Below are 15,133 nucleotides of genomic sequence, written 5' to 3'. Positions count from 1 at the left end.
TCGGCTCAGCGCGCCTTCTTGCCACCGTCGACCAGCAGCGCGGCTCCCGTCATGAACGACGACGCGTCCGACAACAGGAACAGGACGACGCTGGCGATCTCCTCGATCGAGCCGAGCCGTCCCATCGGCGTGTCGGCAACAACCTTCGCCATGTCCGCACCGAACAGGCGATCGCTCATCGGGGTGCGGAAGGAGCCGGGGCAGATCGCGTTGACGCGCACATTGCCAGCCGCATGATCCAGCGCCGCCGACTTGGTCAGGCCAACGATGCCGTGCTTGGACGCGGTGTAGGCGGCCATGCCCGCCACGCCGCCGAGCGAGGCGGTCGAACCGACATTGACGATCGAACCGCCGCCGCGCCGCAGCATCACGGGGATCTCGGCCCGCATGCAGTAGAAGACACCGTCGAGATTGACGGACAGGACCCGCCGCCATTCCGCCGGATCATATTCCCCGGCTGGAGCGCGCGCACCTTCGACGCCGGCGTTGTTGACCGCGTAGTCCAGGCCGCCGAACGCATCGACGGCCAGAGCCGCGGCCTGCCCGCCGCCCGCCGGGTCCGACACGTCGCAGACCGTGGTGACAACGTCGCCGCCGGCGTCCCTGATCAGGTCGGCGGTGCCGTCGAGGCCCTTCTCGCCGACGTCGCAGATGGCGACCCGGTCCCCCCGCGCTGCAAGCGCCAGGGCGATTACACGTCCAAGGCCGCTGCCGGCGCCTGTGACAAGGCTGATCTTCGGGCCGTCATTCGCCATCAGTGCACCGCCGCGTACATGATCTTCTGTTCCGTCGCCTCGCGCCGATCCATCTCCTCCACGATCTTGCCCTGGCGGGCAACGAGGATACGGTCCGACAGGTTCATGATCTCGGGCAGGTAGGACGAGATGACGACGACCGCGATGCCCTCGTCCGCCAGGCGGTTGATGAGGCCATGGATCTCGACGATAGCGCCGACGTCGACGCCACGGGTCGGCTCGTCGAAGATGATGAGCTTGGGCTTCTGGATCAGCGCCTTGGCGATGACGACTTTCTGCTGGTTGCCGCCGGATAGCTCGATGATGCGGGCATTGCCGTCGATCGCCTTGACGTCGAGCGTCCTGATCCACTCGGCGGCCATGGAGCGGGCCTCGCGCATCGACACGATCGAGAGCGGATTGGTGCCGGTGGCGAGATGGCCCATGTGGATGTTCTCGGCGATCGACATGGTCTCGAAGAAGCCTTCGATCTTGCGATCCTCGGTGACATAGACGATGCCGTCGCGGACGGCCTGGCGCGGCACGCTATAGCGGACGCGGCGGCCGTCGAAGACCACCTCGCCGCCGAAGAAGGTGTCGCGCTTCAGCGCGCCGGCGATGATCTTCAGGGTCTCCGTGCGCCCGGCGCCGACCAGTCCGAAGAAGCCGGTCACCTGGCCGGCGAAGACCGAGAAGGAGGTGTTGCGCACGATGCGGCCCATCGAGACGTTCTGCACGCTCAGGACGCGCTGCCCCGGCTTTCGCGTGGCGCGATCCTTCTGCGAGGCGACTCCGTAGAGGTCGCCCGACAGGGTGCGGCCGACCATCGCCTGGATGATCTTGTCGCGATCGAACCTGGCGGTGTCGTCGGTGACGACGTGCTGGCCGTCGCGCAGGACCGTGATCCGGTCCGACAGCGCAAGCGCCTCCTCCAGCGCGTGGCTGATGAAGATGATCGAGACGCCCTGCTCCTTCAGCCGGCGCACCAGATTGAAGAAATGGTGCTTCTCCTCCGGCGTCAGCGTCGCGGTCGGCTCGTCGAAGATGATGATGCGCGCCTTGTGGTGGACGGCGCGCGCGATCTCGACCATCTGCTTCTGCGCTGCGCCGAGTTCCGACACCAGGGCCATGGGATCGACGTGGAAGTTCAGCGACTGCAGGAACTGCTGCGCCTGGATGTAGAGGCCGCGCAGACGATTGAGCAGCTTCTCGTCGCCGAGATAGATGTTCTGCGCGACGGTCATCGACGGCACCAGGTTGGTCTCCTGGAAGACCATGGCGATGCCCTTGTGGAGCGCGTCGGCCGGTGTCGCGAGGATGAGCGGCTTGCCGTCCATCAGCATCTCGCCGGAGGTCGGTTGGTGGACGCCGGCAAGGATCTTGCTGAGAGTGGATTTGCCGGCCCCGTTCTCGCCGAGCAGCGCGTGCACCTCGCCGTCACGGAGGGTGAAGTCGATCGACTGGATGGCGGGAACGCCACGGAATTCCTTCGTGACGCCACGCATTTCAAGGATGGCGTTGGTCATGCCAGGTCTCCCGACGCATCGACCGGAACCTGCACGGCAAGCCCAGGACCCTTGGCGCCCGCGACAACCCTGCCGCCAATCTCGCAGATCGAGGTGACCCCATGAACGCTGCCATCGGCGCGGCTGTGACAACTCGCGACCGGATTGCAGGCCGAATCGAGACGCACCACGAGGCCGTAGGACCGCGCCGGTGCCCAAGGCTTCAGGATGCCCATCTGCTTGATGCCGCCGCCTTGCAGCGGTTCCAGGAAGCTCTTGCCGCTGGTGAGATCCGGGCCGACCCAGTAGTCGACGGGAATCTCGGCCATCATCTGCTCGCGATACCTGCGCTCGCGCAGGACGAACTCGATGAGCTGCGTGCGGACGGCGAAGACCGTCATCCAGTAGCCGCCGCCCCTAGCCGCCACCAGCCGCGAAGGATAGCCGGGAAGGTCTTCGATGACCGTGGCGGCCGCGCCGCGACCGGCGGGATCGATCGAGATGACACGGTGACGCCAGGCACAACTGACGAGGACGCGCCCTTCAGGCGTCGAAGCAAGCCCGTAGGGGAAGGCAAGGCCGTCCGCGAGGCGCACGATCTCGGAGGTGGCGAGGTTCACCCGCAGCACGGACCCCGAGGAGCCCAGCGTCATCAGGTCGCGCTTCCATTCGGTCGGGCGAAGCCCGGCCGATCCATTGGCGACGACCAGCGTGTCGGCGTCGAGGAACAGCAGCGCCGTCGGACAGTTGAGCTTGCCGTCGGCGATCTTCTTTCCGTCATGGCGGCCGCCGCGGATGACGATCCCGCCGGCATCCATGCCGAGCGCCAGCGTGCCGTCGGCCGCGGCGGCGATCGCCGTGATCGGGGCGTCGAGACGCGCTATCTCGGCCGGAGCGGCGCTCCCGGCGGTCCAACTTAGCAGTGCGTCGGCCGACGAGCACCAGACCGTCTCGCCGGACCCCGTCAAATTGTCGACCGCGTCCAGGCTGAAAAGGACTGCGGCCTCCTCCAGCAGGCGGTTGGGCTTGAGCGGACCGTCCATCACCGGGACGGTGACGCTGAACTCGCCACGGCGGAAGAAGGAGTCCGCCCAGCGGGAAAGGACACCGAAGCTCATTTCTTCCCCCAGCGGGCGTCGAGCGCGCACCAGTCAGGATCGGCGCCCGGGATCTTGTACTTGCCGATGCGGTTGTTGGAGATGCCGCCGAGATAGAGGTTGCCCTTGTGCTCTCGTATGGAGGTGATCATCGGATGGTTCTGGCCGCCCAGATCCCACAGCGCGTCGAGGATCTCGCCATTCTCGTTGAACTTCAGCACGCAGCCATTGTTGATGTTCGGGAACAGCCATTCGTCGACCGCGATCTGGCGTGCCATGCGGCGTCGGAATCCGGGCATCCTGAGCGCCAGGTCGAGCGACGGCGTGCGCATGCCCATCAGCGTGAACCAGTAGTGGCCGTCCGATGAGCGGTTGATGTTGTCCGGGTAACCGGGCAGGTTGTCGATGACGACCTGCAACGTGCCCTTCTTCGGCCCGTCGAACCAGTAACGGCTCAGTCGGCAGCCCCAGCTCTCGGCGAAGTAGAAGGACTGCTGGTCCTGCGCGATGCAGACGCCGTTGGGGAACACGAGGTTCTTCAGCTCGGTGTGCGTCTTCTTCGTGTTCATGTCGTAGCAGACGATGCGGCCGTTGCCGCGGCTCTCCAGCGCGTCCATCGGCCAGTTGGCGATGTTGTAGCGGATCGTCGCCTCGCTGAAGTAGACGCGTCCGTCATCGGTGATGTCGAGGTCGTCGGCGATCTTCAGCTGCGAATCGTCGATGATCGAGAACGCGCTGCGGTTGGTCTCGTCCGTCAGCTTCACGATCTCGCGGTTCGGCCGGATCATGTAGAGACCCATGCCGCCGACGCAGGTGATTATGTTGTTGTCGCGATCCATCTGGATGCCGAGCGGATGGCCGCCGACATGCGCGAACACCTCGTGGGTCTTGTGGTCGGGACCGTGGAACTTCATCACGTCGCCGTGGCGGGTCCCGCAATAGAGGTTGTCGTCGCGGTCGAGGACGCAGTCCTCAGGTCCTTCCAGGACACCGAGGCCGATCGCCTCCACCTGTCGCAGCTTGTCGTTGACCGCGTAAGGCGAGCCCGACCCCAGCGCCGTCTCGGCCGCCTTCGGCATGACCACGTAGGTCGGCGACATGTAGACGGTGTTGAGGATCCTCTGCTTGTTCTTCATCCAGCGCACGTCGACGAAGACCGCGATGATGAGGACGGCGCCGAGGATCAGAGAGTTCATCGGCCCAGGCACGCCGAGGCGCACGAGGCCGGTGGAAAGCGCGGCGACGCTGATGGTGCCGATCAGCGCCTTGGTGACCGAGCCGCGTCCGCCGCCGAGCGAGATACCGCCAAGCACGGCGGCCGTGAGCGCGGTGATCTCCAGGCCCGCGCCTGTATCCGCGCCGGCGCTGCCGAGGCGTGCGGCATAGAGGAAGCCGGCGAGTGCCGCCAGCGCGCCGGACCAGACATAGGCGGCGCAGACTGTGCGGCGAACATCGATGCCGGCATTGTAGGCCGAGCGGCGCGCCCCGCCGACCGCGGTGATGTGCCAGCCGTGGCGGGCACGCGACAGGATGACGTGGAGGACGAGCGAGATCGCCAGTGTTACGAAGAGCGCGGCGGGGATGCCGTAGAACTTGCCGAAAGCCAGGTAGTCCCAGACCTTCGACTGCGGCATGCCGCTGACGATGCGGGTAGCGAAGTTCAGGAAGACGATCTCGTAGACCGAGCGCAGGATGATCAGCATCACCAGCGTCGTCAGGAAGGCCCGCAGCCGGAAGTAACCAATCAGGATGCCGTTGATGAGGCCGCACAGGATGCCGGTGGCCAGCACCGCGAGCAGCGCCACGCCGACCGGCAGGCCAAGCGCGTTCATGAAGATCAGGGCGGCGAGGACGGCGAGGCCGAAGATCGAGCCGATCGACAGGTCGATGCCGCCCGACAGCATGACGATGGCGAGCGCCAGCGTCAGCAAGCCGAGTTCAGCCACCTGCTGGGAGATGTTCCCCAGGCTGCCGATGGTGAAAAAATTGTTCGTCGCGCTGCCGAAGACGATGAGGATCAGCGCCAGCGTGAGGAAGGGGATAGCGTTATCGATCCAGCGCTTTGACAGGATCTCCCCGATCAGATGGTCGGGGACATACCTGTAGCGCAGACGAGTGAGCGTTTGCGATGCCATGATTCACCGGATCGATGCTGGACGCCTACTTCAGGTCGCCGAGGGACCAGCAATTGTAGTCGTTGGCATTTTCCGCGGTGATCTGCGTCAATGGCGTGAAGAAGGTGGTCTTGCGCGCTCCCGCGGCGTCCGGGCTTTCGAGCAGTTCGGCGACCTTGGCGGCCGTAAGTTCGCCCTGCAGCGGCGCGTTGTAGCTGATCAGCATGTCGAAGAGGCCCTTCTTGAGGTTCTCGCAGGCCGTCTCGTTGCCGCCGCCGCTGGTGACGTTGAAGACCTGGTCGGCCTTGCCGGCTTCCTGAAGAGCCGACCCCGCGCCCGCCTCCTGCGAGTCCCAGATGCCGTAGGAGCCGCAGAGGTCCGGATGCTGCTGGATGATCGTCGCCATGATCGAGCGGGCCTTGGACGGATCGTAGCTGCCCGCCTGCTGCGACACGACCTCGATCTCGGGATGCTGCTCGAGGACGTTCCAGAGGCCGCGCATCTGGTAGACGTCGGCCGCCCCGGTCGGGATGCCCTGGATGATGGCTATCTTGTTGGAGACGCCCTTGCCGGGCGCGCAGCGGTCAACGAGGGCGCGGCCGCCGGTCTCGCCGATCTCGACCCAGTCGGCGCCGATATAGGCGTCGGTCTGCGTCGTGGTCTCCATGTTGAGCTGGATGACCTTGATGCCCGCGGCCTCCGCCTGTTGCAACAGGCGGCCGTATGACTGGATGTCCGGATTATGCGTGACCAGGACGTCGGCGCCTTCGGTTATGATGTCCTGGATGGCGCGCGCGCCGGCGTCGGCATTCCAGTTCGGGTCGCGGATGTCGAAGGTATAGCCAAGCTTTTCGGCCTGCTTGCGCAGGACGGCCGCCCAAGCCTCGGTCAGGTCGAAGCCCATGGACAGCGGCACGAAGACGACGCGCTTGCCCTTGAGCTGATCAAGGTAGGGTCCACGGCGCGGATTGTCGATGCCCTTCTCCTGTGCGAAGGCGCCACCGGCGCCGAGCGTCATGGCGAGGACGAGAAGCCCGCCGGCAATTCTTGAAAGCTTCATGTCAGTTCCTCCCTGGAAACAAAGCCGGTTTTGGAGATCGTCGAACGTTCAGATGTCACCCTGCTGGGATGTCTGCTCGTCGCGGGGGTTGAGCAGAGTATCGATCAGGATCGCCATCAGCAGGATGACGCTCTTGATCAGGTTCTGGTACGTGAGGCTGATGTTCATGATCGTCATGCCGTTGAGCAGGACGCCGACGAGCAGGGTGCCGACGATGACGTTGCGTACGCCGCCGCGCCCGCCGGCCAGGCCGATGCCGCCGAGCACGACAACGAGGAGCACGTCGTAGATCATGGTCGAATTGAAGATGCGGGTGTTCATGCCGGAGACCGACGCGGCCATGACGAGACCGGCGATGTAAGCGATGACGGAACTGATGACATATTGCGTCACCAGCAGAGGGCGGTAGGGGAGACCGGCTATCCGGGCTGCCTGGGGATTGTCGCCGCCGGCGTAGATGAAGCGGCCGAAGCGCGTCTTGCGCAGGAGAAGGTGGAGCAGGCCGGCGACCACGCCGAAGGCGATGATCGCCATGGGGATGCCGAACAGCGTGCCGCGACCGAGAAAGGCGAACCATTCGTTGCCGGCCGGGACGTTCTGGACATCGAGGGTGAAGAACAGGCTGCGGCCGATACCGTAGACGATCGAGCCCATCGCCAGCGTGGTGAAAATGGCGGGCACTTCGGCGTAGGCGACGAGGACGCCGACGACGAGGCCGGTGAGGATGCAGAAGATCAGGCCTGCGACGACGCCGGTCGTGAAGTCATAGCCACTCTGGCCGATGACGATCGCCCACGAGACAGCGACGACCATGACCGCCACCATCGACAGGTCGATGCCGCGGCCGACAATCACCAGGCCCATGCCGAGACCAAGAATGCCCAGAACCGCGACGCTGCGCAGAAGCGTCATCAGGTTCCCCGGCGAGATGAAATCGGTCAGCGTCACGGCGAAGCCCAGGAACAGGACGAGCGCGATGGCGAAAACGACCCCTTCCTGCGTGACTCTCACCTTGCTCATCTTCCCACTCCTCCGCACCAGCATCAAATGAATATCATTCATTGACTCCCATCTACCGCGGCAGATTCCTCCCAAGTTGCTTGCCCGGACCCATCCCCAGGCATTCGCAGGCGGTGCGCTTTCTGATCGGTATCGGTAAACCCAGGCAGCCTTCCGGTCAATGGTTTCTGCACAGTCACGCCTGCACTTCGGACGCGCTGCAGCGCACAGCTGATTTCCTCGGCATTAAGCGGCGGATTATAGATGAACCGGCTTCATGATCTGTCCTCTGCCTGCAGACGACGATAGCGCTCGACCATGTATGCACCGGCCGCAACGGAGCCGCCGTCGACAGGCAGGGTCACGCCCGAAATGTAGGCTGCCTCCGGCGAAACCAGCATCTCGACGGCGTGGGCGATCTCGTTCACCTGCCCCAGCCGGCCGGCCGGAATATGCCGCGCCCGCTCGGCATACGCCTCGGGCGTCCAGGCCTCGCGCAGAAGTTCGGTATCGATAGGCCCCGGGGCGATCGCGTTGGCCGTGATGCCGTGCTCCGCGAGTTCGAGCGCCATGGCCCGTGTCAGGCCGATGACCCCCGCCTTGGATGCGCCGTAAGCGCTGAGATCGATCGGTCCCATGAGGCCGGCGACCGACGCGATCGAGACGATCCGGCCGTAGCCGGCCTTTGCCATCACCCGCCCGGCGGCCTGCGAACAGTGGAAAATGCCGCCGAGATTGATCCTGATGTGATCGTCCCAGTGCTCCCGCGAGGTATCGAGAAATTTCGCACCCCGCGCGATGCCCGCATTGTTGACCAGGATGTCGATGCGGCCGAAAGCGTCGAGCGCTCGGGCCATCATGGCGTCGATCTGCGCGCGGCTACCGGTATCGACCTGAACCGCGATCGCCTCGGCGCCGCCGGTGACCAGCTCCGCCGCAGCACGCTCGATACGCTCGGGCAGCAGGTCGGCCACGACGATCCGGGCACCGCGCGACGCCAGTCGTTCTGCCACGGCCCTGCCGATGCCCCTGCCCGCGCCGGTGACCACGGCGACCTGGCCTTTCAGCATCCCTTCACCCACGTCCGCCATCGTTCTCCTCCCTCGAAACCGATCGGGCCTTGCCGGCCAACGCTATTGCGGCAGCGTCCAGCGGCCCTCGATGACCTTGTCGCCCCGTTGGTTGATGCAGGCGAACGCCACGCCGGCGTCCTTGCCCTCTGCGTCGACCGCCTGCGGCAGCGCCTCGATGCGGATCGTGTCGCCAGGCTGGGACGGGCGCAGATAGCGCAGCGACATGATGCTGCCCGGCGGCAGGGCCGGCGCCCCCGTCAGCTTGCGTATCGCCTGAAAGAGAGGCTCCATGGGAATGCAGCCATGTGCGATCGTCCCGCCGAAAGGCGTCGCCGCGGCCATCACCGGGTCGACGTGGAGCGGGTTGAAATCGCCCGAGAGGCGCGCATACTCGTCGATCATCGCCTGGGTGATGGTGATGGCGGGGATGTCTTTCAGGTCCATGCTCGCCTCAGGGGACAACGGCTGTGAAGGCGACGGTGCAGACGCGCTCGTCGTTCTGGTTGGTCGTCACCATCTCGTATTTGAGGAACTTGCGCTCCTTGCGGACGAAGCGGTCGACGATGGTCAGGACCGTGACGAGCGTGTCCCCGGCGCGCGCCGGCACGCCGTAGACATTCTCGTCGCCCACCCTGATCGCGCCGGGCGGAAAGACGTCCTCCTCCCAGCCGAGCCTCAGGCCATAGGTGAGGCACATCGACGTCGGCGCCATCCCGCCGCCGGGAGCGCCTTCCCCGTAGGCGGGATCATCGTAGCCCATGAGCCGGCAGAAGCTGTCTATGTCCTGTTGGGACACGACGATCCTGCCCTCGCAGACCGGGACGCCGATCTCGGCGCCGTCGAACGTCGCGCTCGGATTGCTCATCGCATCCTCGCCAGCATGGAGTAGGGATTCTCGAGCGCAGTGCGGACCCGGGCGCGGAAGCGGCCGGCGACGGCGCCGTCGATCAGCCTGTGGTCGAAGGTCAGGCTGAACATCATCATCGGGCGGATGACGATCTGCCCGGCGCGCACCACCGGCTCGTCGGTGATCGCGCCAATGCCGAGCAGCGCCGACTGCGGCGCGTTGAGGATGGGCGTCTCGAAGTCGCCGCCATAGGAACCGAAGTTGGAGAGGCTGAAGGTTCCGCCCTCCATGTCGTCGCGCGTCAGCCGGCCGGCCCGGGCACGCCCGGCGAGGTCGATGCGCTCGCGGGCGATCTCGGCGATCGACTTGCGGTCTGCGTTGTGGATGACCGGGACGATCAGGCCATCGTCGAGCGCCACCGCCAGGCCGACATTGACGTCGCCCCAGGTGACGATCTCCTCGCCGACGATCGAAGCGTTGATCTCCGGCATGGCGGCGAGCGCGCCGGCGCAGGCCTTCAGCACGATGTCGGTATAGGAGACGCGCACGCCCAGATCGGCCTCGGCGGCCAGGCAGGCTTGGCGCATCCGAACCGCCTCGCCCATGTCGACACGGCCAAAACCCGTCATCTGCGCGGTCGACTGGAGGCTCTGCATCATCTTCTGCGCGATGGCGCGGCGCATGCCCGCGAGCGGCCGCCTCACCTCGCCCGCCGACACTGACGGGACCGGAGCGGGCACCGGCGAGGCGGCGGGCGCGGCCTTGCGGCGGGCGATCTCGGCGTCGACGTCGCGCCGCAGCACGGCGCCATGGCCTCCTGTCCCTTTCAGCGTCGCCGGGTCGATGCCGGATTCGGCGGCGATGCGCCGCGCGAGCGGCGAGACGCGAGCGCGTCCAGGATTGGGTGCGGGCGCTGCAGCGGATGGTGCGGGCGCTGCAGCGGATGCGGGCGCAGGCGCGGCGGCGGGAACACGATCGGCAGTCGGTGCCGAAGCGGCGACGGAAGCCGCCTCGGCGGCCAGCGCCTCGTCACGGCTCGCAAACAGCCCGCCAATGACGGCGCCAACCTCATGCATGGAATCGACCTCGGCGAAACGGCGCAGGAAGCCTGCCCCATCGGCCTCGACGTCGGTCGTGATCTTGTCGGTCTCGATGGCGTACAGCATCTCGCCCTGCTCGACCTTGTCGCCGTCCTGCTTCGTCCAGCCGACCAGCGTGCAGTCGACCATCGTCAGGCCGAGCTTGGGTATCGCAACGGGATGTGCCATCAGCCGATCCTCACGCCATCAGCTCGCGCACCGCCGTCACGATGGACTCGGTGTTTGGATTCAGGAACGCGTCGAACTGGCGACCGAACGGCGCCGGCGTGAAAGGCGGCGACAGGCGCTTCACCGGCTGGTCGAGGTCGAAGAAGGCGCGCTCCTGAATCTCGGCGGCGACCTCGGATCCGAAGCCGAACTGCTTCACGGCCGAGGTGACGACCAGCGCACGGTTGGTCCTGCGGACCGACTCGAGGATCGTGTCGATGTCGAGGGGGCTGATCGTGCGCGGGTCGATCACCTCGATCTCGATGCCATCCTTCGCGAGCGTCTCCGCAGCCGCCAGAGCGCGGGCAACCATCAGGCCGGAGGCGACGACCGTCACGTCCCGGCCGGCGCGCTTCACATCCGCCTTGCCGAGCGGAATCAGGAGTTCGCCGTCCTCGACCTCCTCCTTGAGGCGGTGCATTGCGATGTGCTCTATGAACACGACCGGATTGTCGTCGCGGATCGCTGACTTGAGCAGGCCCTTGGCGTCTCGCGGGGTCGACGGCATCACCACCTTGAGGCCTGGAATGTGCCCGAGGATGGCCTCCCAGAGCTGCGAGTGATGGGGCCCGATGCCCATCTCCACCGCAGTGCTGGTGCGGATGACCAGCGGCATCTTGAACAGGCCGTCATAGATGTAGTGGGTCTTGGCGGCCTGGTTGGCGATCTGGTCGAGACAGAGGCCGAGGAAATCGATGAACATGATCTCGACGATCGGGCGGCGGCCGGTCATGGCGGCGCCGACACCGAGACCAACGATGATCTCCTCGCTGATCGGCGTGTCGCGGACGCGAAAGGGGCCGAACGTATCGAACAGGCCGCGCGACGCGCCGAAGGCACCGCCCGCGGGGCCGACGTCCTCGCCGATGAGAAACACCTTCTCGTCGCGCTCCATCTCCTCGCGCATCGCGTCGATGATGGCCCAGCAGTAAGTCTTGGTCGCCATGGTCGCTCCTCAGCGGGACATGAATGCGGACGGGGCGGTCACGCCGCAAACACCTTCGACAGCGCCGTCCGCGCCTCGGGCAGCGGGCTCTCGAGCGCGAAGACGATCGCATCGGCGACCTCGCCGGCCACCTCCTTCTCCAGTTCTGCAAGCCGCACCTCGGCGATGCCTCTGTCGTCGCTCAGGACCTTGCGGAAGCGCGCGACGGGGCAGTGCGCCTTCCACTCCGCCTCCTCCTCGCGGGTACGGTACTTACGCGGATCGCCTTCGAAGTGACCGCCCCAGCGATAGGTCTTGAGTTCGAGAAGGGTCGGGCCCTCGCCGGCGCGCGCCCGCGCCACCGCCCTTCCGGCAGCCTCGCGGACGGCAAGCACGTCGTTGCCGTCGACGATCTCGCCGGGCAGCCCGTAGCCGGCGGCGCGCAGCGCGATGTCGGGCTGGCCGACCGTGTCCTTGAAGGGTGTCATCTCGGCGTAGAGATTGTTTTCGCAGACCATGATGAGCGGCAGCTTCCAGGCCGCCGCAACGTTCATCGTCTCGGCGAAGGAGCCGTTGTTGCTCGCCCCCTCGCCGAAAAAGGCGACGGCCACGGCGCCCTTGCCGTCCATCTGCGCCGACAGGGCAGCGCCCGCCGCGATGGGAATGCCGCCGCCGACAATGCCATTGCCGCCCAGGATGCCGATCGACGGGTCAGCCGCGTGCATCTCGCCACCCCGGCCGCCGCAGACGCCGGTCGCCTTGCCCAGCATCTCGGCCATCATCGGCTTCAGCGCCATGCCCTTGGCCAGGTAGTGGCCGCGGCCGCGATGGTTCGACACGATCTGGTCGGTGTCGGTCAGCGCGTCGCATACGCCGACGGCGCAGGCCTCCTGGCCGAGATAGGAGTGGATGTATCCGGGAAACAGGTTCTTGGCGAACAGGTCGTTCAACTGCGCCTCGCACTCCCGGATGAGGAGAAGCCGGCGATAGGTGTCGAGAGGATCCTGGCTCATGGACGCCTCAATAAGACCGCGGCAGGCCGCATCCGACCTGCGCAATGAAGTTGCGGCTCATCTCGTTGGTGATCGGCGCGAAGATGAGCTGGCGGATGTCGCGGTAATAGCGCTGCATGTGGTATTCCATCGTGAAGCCATATCCGGCCAGCACGCGCATGCCGCGGTCCGTGGTGCGAAAGGCGGCCTCGGAGGCATAGTATTTCGCCATCGAGGCAGGCAGGGAGCAGTCCTCGCCGCGATCCTGCATCCACGCGGCCTTGTAGGTCATCAGCCGCGCCATCTCGATTTCGGTAAGGCTGTCCGCCAGGGGATGCTGGATGGCCTGGAACTGACCGATCGCCTTTCCGAAAGCCTTGCGCTCCTGCGCGTAGCGCACCGCGTCGTCGAGCGCCCCCTGCCCAAGCCCGACACAGGTCGCAGCGATGAAGATGCGCTCATTGTTCAGCGTGTCGAGGATCGCATGCCAACCACGGCCCTCGGCGCCGATGATGGCCGACTTGTGCACCCTGACGTCCCTGTACACGACCTCGTAGGAGTGGAGGAAGCGCGAGCCCAGCTTGTCGATCTTGTTCCAGGAGACGCCGGGCGTGTCCTTGTGAACAAGGAAGACGGTCAGTCCGCGCGAGGGCCGGTCGACCTGCCGTGTCGTCCGCGCAACGACGAAAAGCCAGGAGGCAATGTTGATGCCGGTGGTGAAGACCTTGGCGCCATTGATGACGTAGTGATCGCCATCCTGGACGGCGTAGGTCTTCATGGCGCCGAGAATGTCGGTGCCGCCGTCCGGCTCCGTCATGGAGAGCGCGAAATGGACCTGGCCGCTGGCGATCTTCGGCAGGAATTCGCGGCGATGGTCGTCGGTGCCGTGCCTCTCGATCGTCACCGCGCCAAAGGAAACGTCCAGGCCATAGGCAAGCGCGACCGTCGACGAATGGCGCGCAAGTTCCTCGAGGACGATCGTCTCCTCCATGACGCCGCCGCCGGAACCGCCGTACTCCTCGGGGATCGATGCACCCATGAGGCCGATCTGCGCCATCTTGTCGAGCAGGTCGGGCGGAAACTCGCCCTCCTTGTCCCATGCAGCAACCGCCTCCTTCGGCATCTCGCGTTCCACGAACCTGCGGGTCAGCTCCTGCAGTGCCTTCTGGTCTTCAGTGAACTCGAAATCCATTGCGCTCCCTCAATCGCGGCGATCGACGCCGTCGACCTGCGTCTGCGAGACGGTCCGGGCATGCTCGAAGGGAGTGCGAGGTCAGGAGCGCTGCGCCGTCGAGCAGCCGCCATCCCGCCAAGCCGACCTCCCAATGCCCAAAACCCTCCATTACTATGCGGTATCGTGTCTTACTATTTGGTATTCGTACCGGCGAACTGCATGACGGTCAAGACGACCTCGTGGAATTCCAGTCGGAAGAATCTGGAACTCGCATCCTGCCAGACCGCAAAACGGCTTGACGGGGCAACGTCGGATTTATATCAATACCATTTAGTACTTCATAATACCAATTGGTATAGACTGCACCGGGAGGCACCTGCGGCCATTCAAGGCGACGGGTCGGGCGCAAAAGGGAGAGAACCTATGAGCGAAGAGCAATTGCCCGCCTACACGACGCTGGGCCTGTCCTACCATGGGCGCATTGCGCGGATCATGCTGCAGCGCCCCGACAGGCTTAACGCGCTCAACCCGGAGATGCTTGAGGAGCTGCTGGACGCGCTTGGGCGCGTGCGCCGCCGCAAGGGCCTGAATGCGCTGTTCCTACTCGGTTCCGGCAGATTGTTTTCGGCCGGTGTGGACCTCGATACGCCATTCTTCATGGAACATGTCGAGGACGACTCGGTCTTCTCCGGCACGCGGCTGCTAAACTGGCAGCACGACGTGATCACATCGCTCTTCGAACAGGAGATCGTGACGATCGCGGGGATCAACGGCCACGCCTGCGGCGGCGGCGGCCTCGGCCTTGCCATGGCCTGCGATATGCGAATCAGCGTCCGCGCGGCGCGCTTCTGGATGGTGCCGCTGATGCTGGACGTGGTGCAGGACTTCGGCTTGAGCTGGCTGGCGCAGCGGGTCATCGGGCCGTCACGGGCCATGCAGATGGCGGTGCTCGGCCAGAAGATCGACGCCGAGACGGCGCTGAACTGGAGCCTGGTCAACGAACTCGTCGACGACCCGGACGCATTGGCTGTGCGCATGGACACGCTCGCCGCGCAGATCGACGGGATGGGATCGGACGCGCTGCGGATGATGAAGCTGATTCTCCGGAGCGGCGAGCGTAGCGAACTGCGCAACCAACTCGGCATGGAGGCAGTCGCAAACGGCCTGAACTTCCAGTCGGCGGAATTCCGGCAGAAGAAGTCAGCCTATCTCAACCAGCTCAGGGACGCGCGGAAATGAGCCTCGGAACGGGACGGACAATGCGCGCGGCGCGCCTCCACGAGGGACGCGAGGGGCGGGCTGAGTT

Annotated in this window: 14 protein-coding genes; 1 reads left to right on the top strand and 13 read right to left on the bottom strand. The window is 65.5% G+C overall.

Going from position 1 to position 15,133, the window contains the following annotated elements; translation table 11 throughout:
* Positions 1 to 5: 5 nt before the first annotated feature.
* The 13 genes from ACSBOB_RS03020 to ACSBOB_RS02960 form a co-directional block, all read right to left on the bottom strand.
* Complete coding sequence (locus ACSBOB_RS03020; protein WP_442580991.1) at positions 6 to 755, bottom strand: SDR family NAD(P)-dependent oxidoreductase; 750 nt, start codon at positions 753 to 755, stop codon at positions 6 to 8.
* Positions 755 to 2,260 (bottom strand): sugar ABC transporter ATP-binding protein, encoded by a 1,506-nt coding sequence (locus ACSBOB_RS03015; protein ID WP_442580990.1) that lies wholly within the window; start codon positions 2,258 to 2,260, stop codon positions 755 to 757. The genes ACSBOB_RS03020 and ACSBOB_RS03015 overlap by 1 nt, the downstream gene beginning before the upstream one ends.
* Entirely contained in the window at positions 2,257 to 3,357 is a 1,101-nt protein-coding gene (locus ACSBOB_RS03010) for a hypothetical protein (RefSeq protein ID WP_442580989.1), read from the bottom strand. Before ACSBOB_RS03010 ends, ACSBOB_RS03015 begins: the two co-directional genes overlap by 4 nt.
* Positions 3,354 to 5,471: an ABC transporter permease gene (locus ACSBOB_RS03005; protein ID WP_442580988.1), complete on the bottom strand. Its 2,118-nt coding sequence runs from the start codon at positions 5,469 to 5,471 to the stop codon at positions 3,354 to 3,356. The genes ACSBOB_RS03010 and ACSBOB_RS03005 overlap by 4 nt, the downstream gene beginning before the upstream one ends.
* Positions 5,472 to 5,496: 25 nt before the next feature.
* Complete coding sequence (locus ACSBOB_RS03000; RefSeq protein WP_442580987.1) at positions 5,497 to 6,510, bottom strand: sugar ABC transporter substrate-binding protein; 1,014 nt, start codon at positions 6,508 to 6,510, stop codon at positions 5,497 to 5,499.
* Positions 6,511 to 6,558: 48 nt separating this feature from the next.
* Positions 6,559 to 7,530, bottom strand: coding sequence for an ABC transporter permease (locus tag ACSBOB_RS02995; protein ID WP_442580986.1), 972 nt, complete (start codon positions 7,528 to 7,530; stop codon positions 6,559 to 6,561).
* A gap of 254 nt (positions 7,531 to 7,784) precedes the next feature.
* Complete coding sequence (locus tag ACSBOB_RS02990) at positions 7,785 to 8,600, bottom strand: SDR family NAD(P)-dependent oxidoreductase (RefSeq protein WP_442580985.1); 816 nt, start codon at positions 8,598 to 8,600, stop codon at positions 7,785 to 7,787.
* 42 nt (positions 8,601 to 8,642) lie between these two features.
* Complete coding sequence (locus ACSBOB_RS02985; protein ID WP_442580984.1) at positions 8,643 to 9,026, bottom strand: MaoC family dehydratase; 384 nt, start codon at positions 9,024 to 9,026, stop codon at positions 8,643 to 8,645.
* A 7-nt stretch (positions 9,027 to 9,033) separates the two neighbouring features.
* The gene (locus ACSBOB_RS02980) at positions 9,034 to 9,447 is read right to left on the bottom strand and encodes a MaoC family dehydratase (protein WP_442580983.1); all 414 of its coding nucleotides are present in this window, start codon (positions 9,445 to 9,447) and stop codon (positions 9,034 to 9,036) included.
* Positions 9,444 to 10,697 carry a dihydrolipoamide acetyltransferase family protein gene (locus tag ACSBOB_RS02975; RefSeq protein ID WP_442580982.1) on the bottom strand — a complete coding sequence of 418 codons (1,254 nt, stop codon included), beginning with the start codon at positions 10,695 to 10,697 and terminating at the stop codon, positions 9,444 to 9,446. Before ACSBOB_RS02975 ends, ACSBOB_RS02980 begins: the two co-directional genes overlap by 4 nt.
* Before the next feature lie 10 nt (positions 10,698 to 10,707).
* Positions 10,708 to 11,682, bottom strand: a complete 975-nt coding sequence (locus ACSBOB_RS02970; RefSeq protein WP_442580981.1) for an alpha-ketoacid dehydrogenase subunit beta — start codon at positions 11,680 to 11,682, stop codon at positions 10,708 to 10,710.
* Positions 11,683 to 11,720: 38 nt separating this feature from the next.
* On the bottom strand, positions 11,721 to 12,674 hold the full coding sequence (locus tag ACSBOB_RS02965) for a thiamine pyrophosphate-dependent dehydrogenase E1 component subunit alpha (RefSeq protein ID WP_442580980.1): 954 nt from the start codon (positions 12,672 to 12,674) through the stop codon (positions 11,721 to 11,723).
* A gap of 7 nt (positions 12,675 to 12,681) precedes the next feature.
* Positions 12,682 to 13,845: an acyl-CoA dehydrogenase family protein gene (locus ACSBOB_RS02960; RefSeq protein WP_442580979.1), complete on the bottom strand. Its 1,164-nt coding sequence runs from the start codon at positions 13,843 to 13,845 to the stop codon at positions 12,682 to 12,684.
* 201 nt (positions 13,846 to 14,046) lie between these two features.
* On the opposite strand from ACSBOB_RS02960, the gene ACSBOB_RS02955 reads away from it, so the two are divergent.
* Positions 14,047 to 15,066: an enoyl-CoA hydratase/isomerase family protein gene (locus ACSBOB_RS02955; protein ID WP_442580978.1), complete on the top strand. Its 1,020-nt coding sequence runs from the start codon at positions 14,047 to 14,049 to the stop codon at positions 15,064 to 15,066.
* Positions 15,067 to 15,133 lie beyond the last annotated feature (67 nt).

The organism is Mesorhizobium sp. KACC 23794 (genome assembly GCF_052180275.1).
Taxonomy (GTDB): Bacteria; Pseudomonadota; Alphaproteobacteria; order Rhizobiales; family Rhizobiaceae; genus Kumtagia.
This window is presented reverse-complemented; position numbering and strand designations above follow the sequence as displayed.